The 16,150-nt window shown below is 68.4% G+C and carries 15 protein-coding genes and 6 pseudogenes; 12 read left to right on the top strand and 9 right to left on the bottom strand.

Going from position 1 to position 16,150, the window contains the following annotated elements; genetic code table 11:
* Positions 1–628: 628 nt before the first annotated feature.
* On the top strand, positions 629–964 hold the full coding sequence (locus OHO83_RS45945; protein WP_227291612.1) for a MerR family transcriptional regulator: 336 nt from the start codon (positions 629–631) through the stop codon (positions 962–964).
* Positions 965–1,212: 248 nt separating this feature from the next.
* Complete coding sequence (locus OHO83_RS45950) at positions 1,213–1,416, top strand: cold-shock protein (protein ID WP_266681704.1); 204 nt, start codon at positions 1,213–1,215, stop codon at positions 1,414–1,416.
* Positions 1,417–1,819: 403 nt separating this feature from the next.
* On the opposite strand, the gene OHO83_RS45955 is transcribed toward OHO83_RS45950, so the two are convergent.
* Positions 1,820–2,467, bottom strand: a complete 648-nt coding sequence (locus OHO83_RS45955) for a type III effector protein (protein ID WP_266681706.1) — start codon at positions 2,465–2,467, stop codon at positions 1,820–1,822.
* Between the two features lie 127 nt (positions 2,468–2,594).
* Here OHO83_RS45955 and OHO83_RS45960 point away from each other — a divergent pair, with 127 nt between their 5' ends.
* The 6 genes and pseudogenes from OHO83_RS45960 to OHO83_RS45985 form a co-directional block, all read left to right on the top strand.
* Positions 2,595–3,029: an Hsp20/alpha crystallin family protein gene (locus OHO83_RS45960; protein WP_266681708.1), complete on the top strand. Its 435-nt coding sequence runs from the start codon at positions 2,595–2,597 to the stop codon at positions 3,027–3,029.
* Positions 3,030–3,145: 116 nt separating this feature from the next.
* On the top strand, positions 3,146–3,535 hold the full coding sequence (locus OHO83_RS45965) for a DUF2267 domain-containing protein (protein WP_405638151.1): 390 nt from the start codon (positions 3,146–3,148) through the stop codon (positions 3,533–3,535).
* Positions 3,536–3,582: 47 nt separating this feature from the next.
* Positions 3,583–4,074: a DUF2267 domain-containing protein gene (locus OHO83_RS45970; RefSeq protein WP_389574948.1), complete on the top strand. Its 492-nt coding sequence runs from the start codon at positions 3,583–3,585 to the stop codon at positions 4,072–4,074.
* A gap of 276 nt (positions 4,075–4,350) precedes the next feature.
* Positions 4,351–4,620 carry a DUF5133 domain-containing protein gene (locus OHO83_RS45975; protein ID WP_266681714.1) on the top strand — a complete coding sequence of 90 codons (270 nt, stop codon included), beginning with the start codon at positions 4,351–4,353 and terminating at the stop codon, positions 4,618–4,620.
* Between the two features lie 183 nt (positions 4,621–4,803).
* The gene (locus tag OHO83_RS45980; protein WP_266681716.1) at positions 4,804–5,610 is read left to right on the top strand and encodes a SigB/SigF/SigG family RNA polymerase sigma factor; all 807 of its coding nucleotides are present in this window, start codon (positions 4,804–4,806) and stop codon (positions 5,608–5,610) included.
* Positions 5,611–6,034: 424 nt separating this feature from the next.
* Positions 6,035–6,251: pseudogene (locus tag OHO83_RS45985) on the top strand (M4 family metallopeptidase); the annotation flags it as partial.
* Positions 6,252–6,304: 53 nt separating this feature from the next.
* Here OHO83_RS45985 and OHO83_RS45990 read toward each other — a convergent pair.
* The 3 genes from OHO83_RS45990 to OHO83_RS46000 form a co-directional block, all read right to left on the bottom strand.
* The gene (locus tag OHO83_RS45990) at positions 6,305–7,306 is read right to left on the bottom strand and encodes a GNAT family N-acetyltransferase (protein ID WP_266681718.1); all 1,002 of its coding nucleotides are present in this window, start codon (positions 7,304–7,306) and stop codon (positions 6,305–6,307) included.
* Positions 7,307–7,931: 625 nt separating this feature from the next.
* Positions 7,932–8,336: an IS110 family transposase gene (locus tag OHO83_RS45995; RefSeq protein ID WP_266681720.1), complete on the bottom strand. Its 405-nt coding sequence runs from the start codon at positions 8,334–8,336 to the stop codon at positions 7,932–7,934.
* Positions 8,300–8,992, bottom strand: coding sequence for an IS110 family transposase (locus tag OHO83_RS46000; protein WP_266681722.1), 693 nt, complete (start codon positions 8,990–8,992; stop codon positions 8,300–8,302). Before OHO83_RS46000 ends, OHO83_RS45995 begins: the two co-directional genes overlap by 37 nt.
* A gap of 363 nt (positions 8,993–9,355) precedes the next feature.
* On the opposite strand from OHO83_RS46000, the pseudogene OHO83_RS46005 reads away from it, so the two are divergent.
* Positions 9,356–9,577, top strand: a pseudogene (locus OHO83_RS46005) (IS110 family transposase); the annotation flags it as partial.
* A 111-nt stretch (positions 9,578–9,688) separates the two neighbouring features.
* Here OHO83_RS46005 and OHO83_RS46010 read toward each other — a convergent pair.
* Both OHO83_RS46010 and OHO83_RS46015 read right to left on the bottom strand, forming a co-directional pair.
* A complete protein-coding gene (locus OHO83_RS46010) occupies positions 9,689–10,945 on the bottom strand; it encodes an SLC13 family permease (RefSeq protein WP_389574652.1) in 1,257 nt (418 codons plus the stop codon).
* A 153-nt stretch (positions 10,946–11,098) separates the two neighbouring features.
* Positions 11,099–12,241, bottom strand: a complete 1,143-nt coding sequence (locus tag OHO83_RS46015) for a PrpF domain-containing protein (RefSeq protein ID WP_266681726.1) — start codon at positions 12,239–12,241, stop codon at positions 11,099–11,101.
* Positions 12,242–12,368: 127 nt separating this feature from the next.
* Here OHO83_RS46015 and OHO83_RS46020 point away from each other — a divergent pair, with 127 nt between their 5' ends.
* Entirely contained in the window at positions 12,369–13,349 is a 981-nt protein-coding gene (locus OHO83_RS46020) for a LysR family transcriptional regulator (RefSeq protein ID WP_266681728.1), read from the top strand.
* 438 nt (positions 13,350–13,787) lie between these two features.
* On the opposite strand, the pseudogene OHO83_RS47210 reads toward OHO83_RS46020, so the two are convergent.
* Positions 13,788–14,371, bottom strand: a pseudogene (locus OHO83_RS47210) (integrase core domain-containing protein); the annotation flags it as partial.
* A 152-nt stretch (positions 14,372–14,523) separates the two neighbouring features.
* On the opposite strand from OHO83_RS47210, the gene OHO83_RS46030 reads away from it, so the two are divergent.
* A complete protein-coding gene (locus OHO83_RS46030) occupies positions 14,524–14,892 on the top strand; it encodes a hypothetical protein (protein ID WP_266681732.1) in 369 nt (122 codons plus the stop codon).
* 133 nt (positions 14,893–15,025) lie between these two features.
* Here OHO83_RS46030 and OHO83_RS46035 read toward each other — a convergent pair.
* A pseudogene (locus OHO83_RS46035) lies at positions 15,026–15,406 on the bottom strand (amidinotransferase); the annotation flags it as partial.
* Between the two features lie 355 nt (positions 15,407–15,761).
* Here OHO83_RS46035 and OHO83_RS46040 point away from each other — a divergent pair.
* Positions 15,762–15,932 (top strand): annotated as a pseudogene (locus OHO83_RS46040) (TerC family protein); the annotation flags it as partial.
* Positions 15,933–15,934: 2 nt separating this feature from the next.
* Here OHO83_RS46040 and OHO83_RS46045 read toward each other — a convergent pair.
* Positions 15,935–16,069 (bottom strand): annotated as a pseudogene (locus tag OHO83_RS46045) (TerC family protein); the annotation flags it as partial.
* Positions 16,070–16,150 lie beyond the last annotated feature (81 nt).

The following is a 16,150-nucleotide window of genomic DNA, read 5'->3' on the forward strand; positions in this document are numbered from 1 at the left end:
GTGGTGGAGTTCCGAAGCCAGGGTTGTTGCAGGACGGCGACGGGGCTGACGACCGGACCGGGTGGCCCGCAGTGATCAGGGGCCGCCGGCGGGGCCGCGGTCAGCAGGGGCGGTTCCCGTGAGTGCAGTTCGCGGTACCCAGCAGTGAATCGGTGAGCAGTACCTCGGTGAAGGCGTCGGCTGCTGGCGCGCGCACCGGGAGGTTCGGCAGTGGGGTTCTAAGCCAGAGCAGATGCACGATGGGCGACGGGGCTGGCTGCCGGAAAGGTGGCGCTGTCACAGGTCACTGAGCAGTTCGCATCACCAGCAGTACGCAGTAGAGCAGTGCCAGCAGTATGTAGTCCCCCCGTTTTGTAAGTGGTTGATCACCGAGGGAAGAACGGAGGAACGAGCGCCATCAGGATCGCCCGGGCGGAGTGTTGAGCCCGGGTACCGCAGGACATCGATAGTGAGGTGGTCTCCGGTCAAGCAACCGCGATCCCCGCACCCCCGACAACTCCCAGGTCGGGTCGGCGGACACAGAAGGCCGGCGCAGTTCCAGGGCCGGCAGATGGTGTAGATGTTCCTTCGGGGCCCTGGTGCCATATGGCACCAGGGCCCCTCGAGCGTGTTCCACAGAGAGGTGCAAATGACAGCAGACGACTCGTTCGACCGTCTCGAGGACGAGGACTACCCCGCCTACACGATGGGCAGGGCCGCCGAGATGCTCGGCACCACCCAGGGCTTCCTCCGCGCCATCGGCGAAGCCCGCCTCATCACCCCGCTGCGCTCCGAGGGCGGCCACCGCCGCTACTCCCGCTACCAGCTGCGCATCGCCGCCCGCGCTCGGGAACTCGTCGACCAGGGCACTCCCATCGAGGCGGCCTGCCGCATCATCGTCCTCGAGGACCAGCTCGAAGAGGCCCAGCGCATCAACGCCGAATACCGTCGCGCCGCCGAGTCGGGTTCACCGCCCGCGGGCTGAGGTGACATTGGGCCATCGCGCGCCGGCAGATCCCGCACGCACCTGCCGGGGACGCGGCGTGTGGGCCGTTTCTGATGGTGACAGCGTGTGAGGGCGTGTAGCGTTTGGGTCAGCTGTCGTGGTTCGGAAGTTCTCTTTTGCCCGCGCTTCGGCGTGGGCGTTCTGCTGTGCTGTGCCGCAGGAACCAGGACGATCACCTCCGCCTTCCGCATGGTGCGGGAGGCGTTTGTGACTGGAAGGCATGAGACATGGCTACGGGAACTGTGAAGTGGTTCAACGCGGACAAGGGCTTCGGTTTCATCGCCCAGGACGCCGGCGGCCCCGACGTCTTCGCCCACTACTCGGCGATCAACTCCACGGGCTTCCGTGAGCTCCAGGAGGGTCAGAGCGTGACATTCGACGTCACCCAGGGCCAGAAGGGCCCCCAGGCGGAGAACATCAACCTGGCCTGACCGCCCCACTCGAGCCCATCATCGCGGAGTCGGTCCCGCAGCGGCTGGCCTGCCGCCAGTCGCTGTGAGCCCTCGCCAGCGCTGTCGTCTGCGTCCCCGCCTTCTTGCGAGGCTGCGCGCACCCGTGGCCGAAGCATTCTCGAGCGGGGCGCGTAACCTGCCGACAGGTCCGGTAGTTGGGCCGTCTGGGTTGGGTTCGGCAGAAGCCCTGCACTTGTCCTTTCCGAGCGTCTGGGGGCTCGGCGCGGGCGGGTGCGGGGCTTCTGCTTCGTCGGCAGGTACGGCCTGGCCCGCTGCTCTGGCTAGAGGCCGGGCAAACCGTCCGGGCGGCGTCCTGAAGCTCCTGCTTGAACTTTGCCGTGGCAGCAGTGCTGCTGCCTCGGACACCGCCCACGACGTGCTGTCAGCCGTGGGTGCTGCCGTTGTGCAGGCGGGCGGTGTTACGGGTGACGAGGTCGATGCGCGCTGCGAGGTCGGGGTGGCTGGCCATGAGATGGCTGTGGGTGTCGGCGAGCGGGTCGATGAGATTGGCGGCGTCGTTGTCGGCGAGGGCCTCGGTGAGGCGGGCCAGCGGCTGCTGGGCCTGGGCGGGGAGGTCGGTGAGGGCGGTGATCTGCCCGGCAAGCTGTCGCAGATGGGCGGCGTTGGTCCGGGCCCAGGTGGCGATCGTGCGGTCGGCGGCGCGGCGGCTGCGGGTGGCTTGTACGCGTTGTTCCCTTGTGGTGCCGGGGGCTCCGGGGCGTACGCGCAGGTAGCGCCGCTCCGCGGCCTGGCGGCTGGCCACGCCCAGGGGGTGGGCGAGGTCGGCCCAGCTGGAGCCCGCTGTGCGGGCTGCCTCGATCAGCCCAGGTTCCCATCCGGCGAGCTGGTCGCGCAGTTCGCGCAAGAGAAGGAGGGCGGCCAGAGCCTGGTCCGCGCCTGCTTGTGCGTCCTGCGGGCGGTTCTCGGCCTGCGGGGTCTGGGCGGTGCGGACGGCTTCGTCGATCGTGTTCAGCGCTTGCGCGGCGGCCAAGAACGACGTGGGGCCACGGGGCGCGGAGGAAGCGTTCATTCAGATCCCCTCAGGACTGTCACCCGTTGGATGACGCATCACTTGTCATCGTTTGGATGACATGTTACAACGGTGTCAGGTGAAGCGCATTGGCAGTTTCCTGCCAGACTTGTGGAGGTGTTTCGCGATGTTGATGCGCACTGACCCGTTCCGTGAACTCGACCGGCTCGCCCAGCAGCTGACGGGGGTGTCCGGTACCTGGTCCAGGCCCTCGGCGATGCCGATGGACGCCTACCGCGAGGGCGAGGACTACGTGATCGCCCTCGACCTGCCCGGTGTCGCGAAGGACGCGATCGACATTGATGTCGAGCGGAACATGCTCACCGTCAGGGCCGAGCGCCGCCCGGCCGCGAAGGCGGACGACGTGCAGATGGAGCTCTCTGAGCGGCCCCTGGGGGTCTTCTCCCGCCAGCTGGTGCTGGCCGACACCCTGGACACCGAGCGCATCACGGCCGACTACGAAGCAGGGGTGCTGACCCTGCGCATCCCGATCGCCGAGCGTGCCAAGCCCCGCAAGATCGCGATCGGCGGAGAGTCCGAGCACAAGCAGATCAGCGGCTGACAAGCCGGTTTCTCGACCGCGACGACGCGGCGGAGGGCGGGCATCCATCTCCCCTTCCGGCCCTGTCCTCCGCCATCCGTCCTTCGCGCCACGATGCAGAAGGGGCCGTGGTGGCCATGCGTTGGGAAGCATTCCTCGACAACGTGCAGGAACGCGGCGAGTACGGCACACCCCAGGAAGCCGAGCGGGCCGCGCGTACCGTCTTGGCCCTGCTGGGCGCGCATCTGGTGGGTGAGGTCCGGGCCGAGCTGGCCGCCCGGCTTCCGGAGACCTTCGCGGTGATTTTGCTCAACCCGTTGCAGGCCACCGAGCCCCTCTCGCCGGAGCGGTTCCTGCGGGCGACCGCGGCGTGGATCGAGGGAGCCACCGAACGGACCGCGGCCTGGGACGTCAGCGCCGTGCTGAGCGTGGCCGCCGATGCGGCGGGCGAAGAACTCACCCGGCGCATCCTGCTCCAACTGCCCCCGGGCTACGACCTCCTCTTCGGCCGTCCCGAGCACACCTGAGCCCTAAAGAGCGACAACCCCCTTTGGACACGAAAGGCAACCACCCGATGCTCCCGCTGCGTGAACCGGCGCCGGCCGCTGCCCGGCCCGGCGTGACGTTTCACCAGATGCTGGAAAGAATCCGCTACGACGGCGCCTATCCCACCCGGGAGCGGGCCGAGGAGGTCACACGTGACGTCCTGGCGGCGCTGGGCCGTCAGCTCACCGGCGACGAGCGCGTCGATCTCGCCGCCTGCCTCCCCACGGAGGCCGCACGGATCTTCGCCGGCCAGATCCCCGACCGCCGGCCACTCACCGGCTGGGGCTTCGTCAAGGACCTGGCCACCCGCACAGAGGCGACTCCCGCGACCGCCCGTTGGGACACCGGAACCGTCCTCACCACTATCGGCGACCTCGCCGGTCGCAGCCTCCTGGACCGCATCCTCACCCAGCTCCCGCCCGGATACGCACTCCTTTTCGGCCGCGCCGAACTCACCCAGCAGTCGGCCAGTACGTCGATCCGCACACCGGTCTCGGCGTCGGTCGGGTTGGTGACATAGCGGTGTCGCCCGCGTCAGGACGAAATCGGATCGCGACGACGAGACAGAGCGAGAAGCGCCCGCCCGGCCTGCCAACTCTTTGACCACAGAGCACAGTTGGCCAGCCAGACGGTCGTGCGGTGCTGGTATCCCTCCGGGGACCTGCTCGCGGAAGGTCCGCCTCACTTCCGACTGGTCCAGACGAGGCGGTAGTACTCGAGTTCGGACTGGCGCGCAGCCTCCACGGAGAGGCCGACGCCGTCGAGCTGCTCTGCTCAGAGGGGAAAGCTCGGCGCGATGTTGAAGCCGAGAGAAACTGACGTGGCACGCCACCTGGCCTCGTACCGGGCGTGGGAGCGTCGGTTGCTCGCGGTGCCTGCGGATCTGCGGGCTCGGGAACGGTTCGAGGACGCCGCCTACACACTGTGCGTCCTGATGGGCACGCGCTGTGGCCGCGAGGCCGCTGACACGGCGGAGAATTATCTGCGCCCACGAACTCCGCAGCCTACGCGCGCCGCCCCGCGTTCAGCAGGCACGCGAGCACGTCCCGCGCACCACACGACCTGAGCCGCGGGCCCGACTCGAAGTCTTCGTTGCTCTGGCAGATAATTCAGGGAGGAAAGTCATACCTTCGCTTCGGACCAGTGGCATCAACCCGCGAGCGGTGTAACGCTCCCTGGTCGATGACCGTCCGGGCACTGCGCTCCTCGCGGACAGAACCGCAGGCAGATCGTGGAGGAGCGATTTCACATGCTCTGCGACTGTGAGCGTACGGCCGCTGACGACAGTCCCGACACGTCGGCCGTCTTCGCCCGCCTCGCCGGCCTGGGGGAAGGACCCGAGCGGGACCTTCTTTGTGAGGAGGCCGTGAAGGCGTGGCTGCCGATGGCGCATCGGATCGCCGGACGCTTCCGCGACAAGGGCGAAAGCCTTGAAGACCTCAAGCAGATTGCGGCCATGGGGCTCGTCAAGGCCGTCAACAACTACGATCCGCAGCGCGGGCCGTTCGAGCCCTACGCCGTCCCCACCATCAGGGGCGAACTGCGCCGGCACTTCCGCGACCACACCTGGGACGTACACGTCCCGCGACGGGTCCAGGACCTGCGCAACAGGGTGCGACGCGCCCGCCGCGACCTTAGCCAGCAGCCCGGGGCCGGGCCCGAACCCAGCATCGGTGGCATCGCGGAGCGCGCCGGTCTGACCGAGGACGAGGTCCGGGACGGCCTGCAGGCCATCGACGGCTACAACGCGCTCTCCCTCGACGCAGGGCTGCTGCCCTGCGAGGACGCCTTCCTCATCGACGGGCTCGGCGCAACCGAGGGCGCCTACGACGTCGTCACCGACCGCGAAGCAGCCAAGGCCGGCCTTGGGCATCTCTCGGATCGCGAGCGCGCCATCCTCTACATGCGGTTCTTCGAAGACATGACGCAGAGCCGGATTGCGGAGAAATTCGGCATCTCCCAGGTGCATGTCTCGCGCATCATCCGCGAGAGCTGCAGGCGCGTACGCGACGCCACCTGCGACTGGGGGCGGTTCGAGAAGACGCGCGCAGCCTAGAGCTCTGGCGCCCCTGCAGCCCTGTCGTTTGCGGCCGGCGTTGCCGGGCACCCGACGCATGAGCGGTCAGGTTCCTCCCGCCGGTGGGCGGGAGGAACCACCGGCCTCCGCTTCCATCTGCACGGGGGCGGAGGCACCTCAACTTCACATCGTGAGCGCGCGCTGAGCGGCCACGCCGACGCCCCGTGCAGGACGCCGCGCCTGTCGAGGCCCCGTCAATGACCTGGCAAGCTCTGCGAGCGTTATCCGTCGGCATGCACGAGGGGGTGTCGACCGATGGTCAAGAGTCGCTCGGTGACCTGGCGGTGGCGACACAACCAACTCAGACGCCGGGTGGACGTCCTGGAGGGCTGGCTGACTCTGGGGTTGCGTCCAGGGAAGTGGTGTACGGGTTCGGCCTGATCCGGGGGTCTGCCCCGGCATCGACTCCCAGGCCGCGGAGGGCCAGCCGGCCACAGGCATCGGCCGCGACAAGGCCGAGCAGATCTGGTTCAAGGCCCCTGACGTCGTACTTCACGACGAACACGGACTACGCCAGTGCCCGCAAGGGCACGCTGAGCGCGGCGGCCGATCTGTACGGCGCCGACTCGGCGGAGTGCAAGGCGGTCGACCGGGCGTGGGCCGCGGTCAACGTCAAGTGACGTCTGAAGCACCGTAGTTGTGGGGCGGTACCTTGGGGTGCCGCCGCCACTTCTCAGTTCACGATCAGTATGCCGATCATCGCCGCCCAGCACAGGGCGACAAGGACCGGAAGCAGCATCATGATGAGTCCGGTCGGCGACTGTTTCAGCCAGGCATTGCCGTCGGCCTGGGTCTCGCGGCCCACTATCCGCTGCCCGCCGTGCCAGGCCATGTACTCCTCCAGCTCCATCGCGGCGCGCTTACGGGCACCGAGGTAGCGGCGGCCGTAACGCAGCATCTGCGAGAAGGCGAGCGCGGAGCCGAGCCCGATGACGCAGATGACCATCGCGAGGCTCTGCGAGATCTCCTCCATGGACCGGGTCGGCTCGCCCTCCTTGCCGAGAGTGAAGCCGAGCGCCGCCGCCAGGCCCGCGGTGATGTAGAAGAAGTTGTTCAGCTTGTGCCAGTTGGTGGTGTCCTCGTGCTTGTAGAGGTCGATGGCCACTGCGTACTGGGCCTGCAGCATCGCCTCGCGCGGCTTGCGCCACACCCAGACCATCCGCTGCTTGCCGTCGGGCGGCGTGAGCCGGGTCAGCTCCTCGAAGCCGAGCTTGCGGTGGAAGAGGGTGGACGCCTCGTTGTACGGCTCGCTGACGACGGCCGCGATCACCGGACTGGTCGACCATTGCTCCAGCACGTGGTGGTACAGCCGGGACGCCACCCCGCTGCGGGCGGCCCGGCGCGAGACGCAGATCTGCTTGATGACGAGGAACGCGCCGAGCGTCGACTTGATCCGGTGGTTCAGCCATTCGTCGGGCTCGATCTGCCCGTCGCTGTACGCCATCAGATAGCCGAGCACCTCGGTGCCCTTGACGGCCACCCAGAAGTGCTCGGCCGTGGTGAGCCGCGCCCGGTAGTCGGCCAGGGTGTAGTTCGACACCAGGAATCCTTCGCGTCCGGCCCGCTGCGGATCGGTGACGTCGAGCCGCCGGTCCGCGGCGAGTTCGACGATGCTCTGGAGGTGGGCCTCGCCGGCCCGGACGATCTCGATGGTGGCGGTTCCCGCCGTGGACATGCCTGGCCTCCGTTGCTGGACGTGAGGCCAAGTTACCTTCTGCGTAAGGAAGTTGTCCGCGAGTGGATCAGCCTTCGTATTCCGGGAGGTCGATCTCGTGCACCTGGAGCGGGTAGCCGTGCTTCGGGTGCGCGAACTCGTGTGCCTCCGTCTTGATCCGTTCGCGGTACAGCACTGAGTGCTGCCTTCTTCGAGGTGCAGGCGCGCAGCTTGGCCGCAAGGTCGATACGGCTCTCTTCTGGCCGCATGTCCGCCGCGCTCGACGACTGCAGCCGGGCAAACTCGCCGTACACCGCTGCCGGGTCTACGCCCACGCCCAGGGCGGCCTGGCCTACCCGCAGACAGAACTCCCCGCACGCTGACGCTCGATCTCAACGGCCAGGGCTTGGTCAACGCTCTCTTTGAGCAGTCAGAGAGCGGGCGGTGCCGCCGTCAGCCCGCACCGAGGCCACCAACCAACGAGGAGAACACCAACCCCCTCGTTATGCTTTCCGCGGTCCTGCAAGAGGGCCGCTGGCCTCCGGGGCCGGCATGGCTGTTCCCCCCTGTCGAGGGCATGGCCTGGGGGGTGGTGCCACTGGGCTCGAGAGGCGCCGTTGGAGACGCTGATGAGTGCCTCTGTGTGTCAAGTGACAGCAGCGAGCGGCGTGTGGCGGTCGCGTTTCAGGGTGCGGTAGACGACGTTCGACAGGCGTCGTTTCAGCGCACGACGGGCCTCGGACGGGGTCTTGCCTTCGGTGATCTTCCGCAGGTAGTAGTCCTGGCCGCGACCTCCGTCGCGGATTTGGCAGACGGCGATGATGTGCAGCACGGAGTTCAGCGCCCGGTTGCCTCCGGTGTTGAGGCGGTGGCGGGTGTTCTTGCCGCTGGAGGCGTCCAGGGGCGCTGTGCCGGTGTAGCTGGCGAAATGGTGCTCAGTGGGGAAGCGTGCGACGTCTCCAACGTGCCCGAGGAGTTTGGCAGCGAGCACGGTGCCCAGGCCGGGGAGCTCGGTCAGCGCAGTGCGGGCGGCTGCCAGCGCGTCGCGCATCTGGGCTTCGTTGTCGCGGACTTGCCGGTCGACGCGTCGCAGGTCGGCGAGAAGGTCTCGAAGTCGGCGAGAAGGTCTCGAGAGAGATCACGGCGGCAGCAGTCGGTGGCCGTTGCAAAGCGGATGCCCTTCATCAGGACTGCGGCCTTTTCCGCGGACAAGCGGGTAGGGGCGCCGCCCGGCAGCAGGTCCCGGAGCACGGCAAGGAGTCGGTTGATGATGCGGGTGCGTTCGTTGACCAGGTCATCGTGCCGTTCGGTCAGCAGTCGCAGGATCGTGGACTGGTCTTCCGTCTCCACCCTGCGCAGGCCGTGCCGGAAGAGGGCGACCTGGGCGACGTGGAGGGCGTCGGCTTCGTCGGTCTTGCGGTCCCCGCCGGTGGCCAGGAGTCGGGCTCGGGCGGAGAGAGTGTCGGGCACGTCCACGACGTGTTCGTCGGCGGGGGCCAGCTGCTGGGCGAGGCTGCGGCCGAGACCTTTGGCCCCTTCAACGGCGAAACGGCGCTCGGGCCACTGCTCACACCAGCGCATCAGCTGCCGGACGGTCCCTGCGTTCACGACGAAGCGTTGCTGGGCAAGCTGGTGGCCGGCCGCGTCCACGGCGACGGCAGTGTGGGAGGACTTGTGGGGATCGATGCCGATAGTGATCACGTGCACCCTGACCAGGTCGGAGAGGAATGGGACAGGTGCGGTGGGCACTCTGACTTGACGTCTCAGCGTCCATTGGTCACGCCTCTGTCGAGCCACACCGCGCGGGTGCCGACCGACGGCGGCAAACTCATCATGAGCCAGCCCGAAATTGAGGCGGCATGAGGTCACGCGAGCCCGTGCCGGTCGGCACCCTGGACGCTACGGCTGCAGACCGCGCGTCTGGGTCCGATTCAACAAGTCAGAGGTCCGACTACCGCCCCGCCGAGCGTAATGCCCGGCACCTGGTGGGCGGCAGGTCTGCATAACGTGGATGCGCGCACGACGCCAACGCCCCGGCCAGCACCGCACCAATCCGTTCGGGAGGACGGCTTGAACGACAGCGTCGAGATAGGCGTCTTCCTCGGCCTGGACGTCGGCAAGAGCGCCCACCACGGCAATGGACTCACCCCTGCCGGCAAGAAGGCCTTCGACAAGCAACTGCCCAACACCGAACCGAAGTTGCGGCAGGTCTTCGACAAGCTCCGCGAAAAGTTCGGCACCGTCCTGGTCATCGTGGACCAGCGCCGCCTGCCAGGTGAGAGCGAACTCACTGCAGGAATCGCAGCATCGTCCGTCCTCCGAGCCACCTTTCGACAGAGTGCCCTTCGCATCGACCACGCTCTGGTTCAGAGTGATCATTCGTCGGGGCGAGGGTGTGCCCCCTCAGGACCAGGGCAGGACGAGAGCGCCCCAGGCCACCACGGGGCCCGCGGCGACGATGCCGCAGGTGTAGCCGAGGACCTGGCGGTAGAAGCCGCGGCGCTCCACGCCCCGCGCGTTGCTCAGGACCAGCGCCCCGTTGGTGGAGAACGGTGAGACGTCGACGATCGTGGTGGAGACGGCGAGAGCGGCTATCAGGCCGGTCGAGCTGAGGTGGCTGGACAGCAGCAGCGGAACGGCGATCGGGATGATCGCAGTGAGGATCGCGGTCGAGGAGGCGAAAGCGGAGGTGACGGCGACCGTGAAACACAGGAGGAGAGCCACAACGAGTGGGGTGCCGAAACCGGCCGCGTGCTCGGAGATCTTCTCGATGATCCCGGCGTGCTCCAGCATCGCGATGTAGGTCATCATGCCGCCGACCAGCAGAAGGGTGTGCCAGCTGATGCCGTCCACCGCCTTCTCCTGGCGCTTCATGTCCAGGAGGGCCAGCAGCGCACCGGCGGCCAGGGCGAGAACGCCGATCTGCATCTGGAATCCGAGGGCACACACCACCAGTGCGGCGAGGGCGGCCAGCGTGGCCCACTGGTGCCAGGTGGCTCGCTCCGTGCCCGTCTCGCCGTCCGTTGCCTCCTGCTCGGGCTGCGCGGAGGAGTCCGCCGCCATCGTGCGGCGTCGCAGGGCGGCGAAGGTGAGCAGGGACAGCAGGAGATTGACGGCGAAGCTGGCGAAGAAGAGTGTCGCCGGCGCGACGGACAGATCGGTGTCGTCGACCATGCCGAGCACCAGCGCGCCCGAGACGGCCACGGGAGAGAACGCCCCGGCATGGGCGCCGCTGATCACCATCATCCCGGTCATGAGCGGGTTGATGTTGTGGCGGAAGGCGAAGTTCATCCCGATGGGCACCAGGATCGCCACGGCAGCGGGGGTGAAGGTGCCCAGCGAGGTCAGCACCCCGGCCAGGAGGAAGAGCACCCAGGGGATCAGGGCGGTCCGCCCCCTCACCAGGCGGACTCCGGCGGCGACCAGCAGATCGACCGTACCGTTGCGGCGGGCCACGGCGAACAGATAGGTGACGCCGACGATGGTGAGGAAGAGCTCCACGGGGAAGCCCTCGAATATCTGGTCCTCGGTCATGTTCAGCGCGGTCGTACCGACCGCGAAGCACGCAACGAAGGCCAGGATGCCGATGTTGATCGGCAGGACGGTGCCGACGACGAACATGACGAGCAGCGCGCCGACGGAGATCAGCTCAGGAGACATCATTGTCCTCTTTGTCCTGCGGGAGGGGGAGTTGGGCAGGGGCCAGATCGGCTGAGGCGTGCCAGATGGGGAAGCACGACAAACATGGTGAAGAACAGTCCCGAAGGGACACTGCGGGGGTCCGCTGTATGCGGCTCACCGGGGGCGGCAGGGTCAGGCGGCTGCCGGGAGGGCCAGGTCACGTACGAGGATGCGGGCCTGGCACAGGATGCGTGCGGCCCGGGCGACGGTGACCCGCTCGGGCCCGGCTCCCGAGGACTCGACGGCCAGGACACCCGCCGGGGTGCCAATGCGCAGGACGCGGCCGCCGGGTGCGGTGGAGGCGTTGGCCACCACGGTGCCCTCGACAAGGTTGGCCGCGGCCACGGCGACCGCGGAGGTGAGGCCGATGGCTGGGTGGGGGGAGTTCATGGACAGCATTCGTGCCGACACGTCGTACTCGTGCGCGGCCACATGCTCGCCCAAGGTCGTCGTGTAGGCGACGGGAGGGCCGATGAGGCCCGTCTTGGGAACGGCGTCGCCCGGCTCGGCTCGGGGCTGTACCAACCCCATGTGGACGGCGGTGGCATGGCGCGTCGCGCGCAGCCAGGACGCCTCGGCACGCATCTGGTCCAGCGTCTCGGCCCCGGTCCGGCCGGCTCGCACAGCGTCCACCAGGACGACCGGCGCACCGGCGTCCACCATGCTCACGATGAGCGGTGCCCCGGAGTTCGGGATCCTGACACCGCCCGCAAGTTCACCGACCGGTAGTTCCTGGGCAGGCAGGCCAGTGGGCAGCAAGTGGCCCGTCGTCGCCCCCGCCGGGTCGCGGAATGCGAGTCCCACCGGTACGCCGCCGGCCAGCGTGCCCGGGACCGTACGGTCACCGAACTCCTGGACCCGGCCGCCCGGCGTGTCCACCTCGGCCTCCAGCACAGCGCCCGTGTTGATGTTGCGCATGACCACCGGAGTGCGGTCGCCCTTGAGCGGCACCAAGCCCTCGGCCACGGCGTAAAGGGCGATGGCCGTCGCGCAGTTGCCGCAGTTGCTGCCCCACTCGACCGTGCCGGTGCCGATGCCGACCTGGGCGAAGAGGTAGTCGATGTCGACGCCCTCGCGGGCACTGGCCCCCACCACGGCCGCCTTGGACGTGGTGGGGGTGGCGCCGCCGACTCCGTCGAGCTGAACGGGGTCTGCCGCGCCGTACGCGTCGACCAGAATGCGCTCGATCCGGTCGCGGTCGGTAGGCATGTGCACCTGGGGGAAGAGCCAGCACTTGCTGGTCCCACCTCGTACCAGTGTTGCGGGAACGTGCATGTCAGAGCGTCTTTCTCTCAGCACAACGGGTGCGGGGCCGCTACGTCGCGCCGACTCTCGCAGAGCCGGTGGATTGAGCACAATGTCTCTTTCCTTGAGTAGGGTTTAGCTGAGCTAAACTCACTGCATGCTCAATGTTCGCCGACTGTTGCTGCTCGCCGAGGTTGCCGAGCGCGGCTCGCTGACTGCTGCCGCCGAGGCGCTGTCCATGACGACCTCGGCTGCCTCCCAACAGATGTCCCTGCTCGAGCGCGAGGCCGGACAGCCACTGATCGAGCGGCTGCCCCGGGGCGCGCGCACGACCGCCGCGGGCGCCGCGCTGGCCGAGCGAGGCCGTGCCATCCGCCGTGAACTCCAGGCTGCGGAAGCCGACCTGGAGGCCTTCGGACACCTGGACCGCGGGGTCGTGACCCTCGGCTCCTTCCCGACGGCCAGTGCCTCGCTGCTACCGCTGGCCCTGACCCGCTTCCGCCGGGCGCACCCGCAGGTGCGTACGGTCGTGCGCGCCGGAGTCCTCGCTCAGCTGCGGGAGATGCTGCACACAGGCGAGGTGGAACTTTCACTGCTCTGGGACTACGACTGGAACCGTGTCGACGACGATCAGTTGATCCTCACGCCGCTCCTCGAGGACCCGACGGTGCTGGTCGTGCCCACCAGTTCCCCACTGGTCAGCTCCGATCACGTAAGGCTGTCCGACCTGGCGGACCAGGAGTGGATCATCCGCGCGGAGAACCATCCTGTCGCGGACGTGTTGCGCCGCGCCTGTCGCCAGGCGGGGTTCGAACCGCGTATCGCCTACGCCTCGCATGATTACCAGGAGGCCCAGGCCATGGTCGCCGCCGGCCTCGGCCTGGCCCTTGCCCCTCGGCTGGCTCTGACCAACCGGAGAAGTGATGTACGCCTTCTCTCCCTGTCCAGCGAGCAGTCGGCCAGCGACAGCGCCCCGGTCCGCCGTATCCTCCTGGCCAGGCCCGTCCAGCGCGCCAGCACGCCGGCGGCCCAGGCGATGGCCCGTGTGCTGCACACTGTCGCGCGGGGCTTCACGGACCCGGGCCTCGACCGCTCTCAACTGGGTGCGGTGCGAACGCGCACACTCGCGTCGAGCTGAACCGTCGGCACGCACCCGAACTCGACTCTCCGCCGGGAGAGGCGGTGTCGGCGCTGATCTCCGCGACGAGGTCGGGGCGGACCAGGATTGTGTCGAGGACGTCGCGAGTGCCGCATGCCGAGGAGAACTTCGCGCCGGTCCATGGATGGCCGGGGCTGGCGGCGGTGTGCTCTGCGAGCCGGCGGGCCGCGTCGGGGAACAGGGGTACGGCGCGGCCGACGGCACGGAGGCGGCCGGCCCTTCACCTCGTCGTACTGCTCCACTGTGAGGTGTGAAATCTACCCCGTAGAGGGCCTTTCTGGCAGCCTCGGCGACTGCCTTCACCGGCTCCCGTTGGTGGCGATCGCGTCGTGGACAGGCGGGCCGTACGAGAGAACGGGGCGTCCCTGGGGCTCGTCCTCGCTACGGGCCATGTCGGTCTGTGCAGCTGACGGACGCCTATGACAGTGGGTTCTGAGCTTTCTGCCGAAGTCGTTCGTAGGGTGTCTGGCCGGTGAGTGCGCCGTGGGGGCGATGGTGGCTGTAGTAGTCCTCCCACTCCTGGAGCTTGGTGCTGAAGAGGCGGACGTCGTCGATGACTTGGCCCTCCAGTAGCCGGTAGAACTCCTCGGAATCGATGCGGTGGGACCGTTCGACCTTGCCGTTCAACCGCGGCGTGCGGGGCTTGATGTGCACGTGGCCGATCCCCTTGTCGAGCAGGCGCCAGTGGAAGGCTGAGCCGAATTCCTGGCCTTTGTCGGTCTGGACCTGCTCGACGGCGAAGGGCAGCTTGGCCAGCACGTGGTCGATGAACTGGATCGCCGTCTTCTGGTCGTTGCGCGGGTAGGCACGCAGGACCCGGGGCCGGGTGCAGTCTCGATGGCGGTGTACTGGTAGTAGCGCTTCTTGCGGCCCCTCTGGCCGAGGGGCTCGATGAACCTGACGTCGACCTGCAGCTGGTGGCCGGAGCGCTGCTTCTCGTACCGCTTCCAGCGAGTGGATCGGCGCTTGTAGCGCTGGGAGGGCGGCAGCCGGTTGAGATTCTTCGAGGTGGCGCTGGACGTCACCGCCTGACCGGCATCACGCCGAGCTGCCCCGAGCTGCGTCTGCGCCGCCTCGATCTGTGCCTTGGCTTCGTCGGGAAGTCCGGCCAGGGTCCCGTACCGGGGGGTGCCGGGCAGGGAGGATGGAGGTCATGACCACTGAGCATCCCGCCGAGCGGGGCGGCACCGGGCGCGACGTGTTCGCCGCCTTCTCCGACCGGGCATCGAACGTCACCAGCTCGCCGCTGTTCTCCGCCCTGTGCGTGCTCCTGGTCCTCGGCATGGTCGCCATACACCTTGCGCACCTGCCGCTGCCCTGGCTGATCTTCGCGGGAGATGTCGTGGCGGCCGTCAACCTGCTCTTGCTCGCTGTGCTGACGAACACCGAACGGCGTGACGCGCACGCGGTTCAGCGCAAGCTGGACGCCATCGCGGCGGCAATACTGGAGCAGCGCGAGGGCGCGAGCCATACAGCGGCCGACGAGCTACGGCGTGTCATCCGCATGGAGGAGAAGCAGTAACGGGGCTGCGTCACGGACATCCGTCATCGAGGAACGTGACCTGCTCCGGCGCGGCCTCGCCGCAAGCGGTGGTCGATCTGGTCGGCGGGCTGCGGGACAACGGCACGGATACGACGTCGCATCGGCATCCAGTGATCTCGTCGCCGACGATCAGGAGGCTGTCCCGGGGCAGGTGTTGCAGAAGCCGCGGGAGGGCCACTCGGGTGTGGCGAACCGTCGGCGGTGGTCGATCCGGTCGGGGCGGGTGACCGTGATGCCGAGGGAGCGCAGAAGGGCGATGAGGCCTTCCAGTTCCTGCCGGGCTGGGTCGAGGAGGGCGCGGGGGTAACGGCGGCCGGCGGTCAGGTGCTGGAGGCGGGCGGCCCAGCGGGGGATGTTGCAGGTGACCACCGGATGGGCGGGGCGGGATCGCCGCCCCGTAGAGGCGGCCCACGACGATCTTCTCCAGCGGATCCCATTCGGTGTGCGACCACACGACGGGGGTGCGGGTGGCCGTTTCTTCCGGCTCGGGCAGGGTCGGATGCGCGGTGATCGCGGCGTCCTTCGTCCGGTCGGCGGACGACCGGTACCCGCTCTGTCCCGTCCTGCCGGGTACGGCCCGGGTTCCCCCAGGCCCAGGTAGAAAACAGGGCCGCGCTGCCGACGCACGCCGCGCCGTGTGGGACTTTCGCCGTGCGGTCGGCCCGGCTCTCATTCCCCGTGGAGCCGGTCCGTCCGCCCTGCTCGTACGCCGGCGGGGGCGTCGCCGCGTTTCCTCGGCGATCTCGCCTTCGAACCGCCCCGTGGCGCCTGGCGCGGGGGACAGGCACCGCCGCGTCCCGCAGACTCGAAGGAGGAGTTCCGGTCGATCGCGTCTGCGAGGTCAGGCCGTGCACGACGTTCCGCTGTGGTTGTGGCTGGTGTTCGCCGTCACCGTGATCGCGTCGCTGGCGGTGGACCTGCTCGCGCACCGGCAGGCGCACGTGATCGGGTTCCGCGAGGCCGCCGCCTGGAGCGGCGTCTGGGTCGGGCTGGCCTCCAACAGCCACGCGGTGGTGTACTCGACGCCGGCGTCGATGCCGACGACCAGATAGACGACGCCGCCGAGGACGCCGAGGAAGAGCACCCGATGCTGGTAGGCGCGCGGCACCCGGAAGTAGCCGAAGATCAGGGCGAAGACGAACAGGTTGTCCACCGACCCGCCCTACGCCCAGTAATGCGGCACCTGCACGCCTCGAACGCAGCATCTCTTTCGTCAAAAGGACTGGGGGGATTCGCC

Source organism: Streptomyces sp. NBC_00569 (genome assembly GCF_036345255.1).
Lineage (GTDB): Bacteria > Actinomycetota > Actinomycetes > Streptomycetales > Streptomycetaceae > Streptomyces.

What these genes read in the sequence shown, in the direction of transcription:
- OHO83_RS45945 (WP_227291612.1), top strand. Translation starts at nt 629, where the DNA reads ATGACAGCAGACGACTCGTTCGACCGTCTCGAGGACGAGGACTACCCC.
- OHO83_RS45950 (WP_266681704.1), top strand. Translation starts at nt 1,213, where the DNA reads ATGGCTACGGGAACTGTGAAGTGGTTCAACGCGGACAAGGGCTTCGGT.
- OHO83_RS45955 (WP_266681706.1), bottom strand. Translation starts at nt 2,467, where the DNA reads ATGAACGCTTCCTCCGCGCCCCGTGGCCCCACGTCGTTCTTGGCCGCC.
- OHO83_RS45960 (WP_266681708.1), top strand. Translation starts at nt 2,595, where the DNA reads ATGTTGATGCGCACTGACCCGTTCCGTGAACTCGACCGGCTCGCCCAG.
- OHO83_RS45965 (WP_405638151.1), top strand. Translation starts at nt 3,146, where the DNA reads ATGCGTTGGGAAGCATTCCTCGACAACGTGCAGGAACGCGGCGAGTAC.
- OHO83_RS45970 (WP_389574948.1), top strand. Translation starts at nt 3,583, where the DNA reads ATGCTCCCGCTGCGTGAACCGGCGCCGGCCGCTGCCCGGCCCGGCGTG.
- OHO83_RS45975 (WP_266681714.1), top strand. Translation starts at nt 4,351, where the DNA reads ATGTTGAAGCCGAGAGAAACTGACGTGGCACGCCACCTGGCCTCGTAC.
- OHO83_RS45980 (WP_266681716.1), top strand. Translation starts at nt 4,804, where the DNA reads ATGCTCTGCGACTGTGAGCGTACGGCCGCTGACGACAGTCCCGACACG.
- OHO83_RS45990 (WP_266681718.1), bottom strand. Translation starts at nt 7,306, where the DNA reads ATGTCCACGGCGGGAACCGCCACCATCGAGATCGTCCGGGCCGGCGAG.
- OHO83_RS45995 (WP_266681720.1), bottom strand. Translation starts at nt 8,336, where the DNA reads ATGCGCGACGCGCTGGCAGCCGCCCGCACTGCGCTGACCGAGCTCCCC.
- OHO83_RS46010 (WP_389574652.1), bottom strand. Translation starts at nt 10,945, where the DNA reads ATGTCTCCTGAGCTGATCTCCGTCGGCGCGCTGCTCGTCATGTTCGTC.
- OHO83_RS46015 (WP_266681726.1), bottom strand. Translation starts at nt 12,241, where the DNA reads ATGCACGTTCCCGCAACACTGGTACGAGGTGGGACCAGCAAGTGCTGG.
- OHO83_RS46020 (WP_266681728.1), top strand. Translation starts at nt 12,369, where the DNA reads ATGCTCAATGTTCGCCGACTGTTGCTGCTCGCCGAGGTTGCCGAGCGC.
- OHO83_RS46030 (WP_266681732.1), top strand. Translation starts at nt 14,524, where the DNA reads ATGACCACTGAGCATCCCGCCGAGCGGGGCGGCACCGGGCGCGACGTG.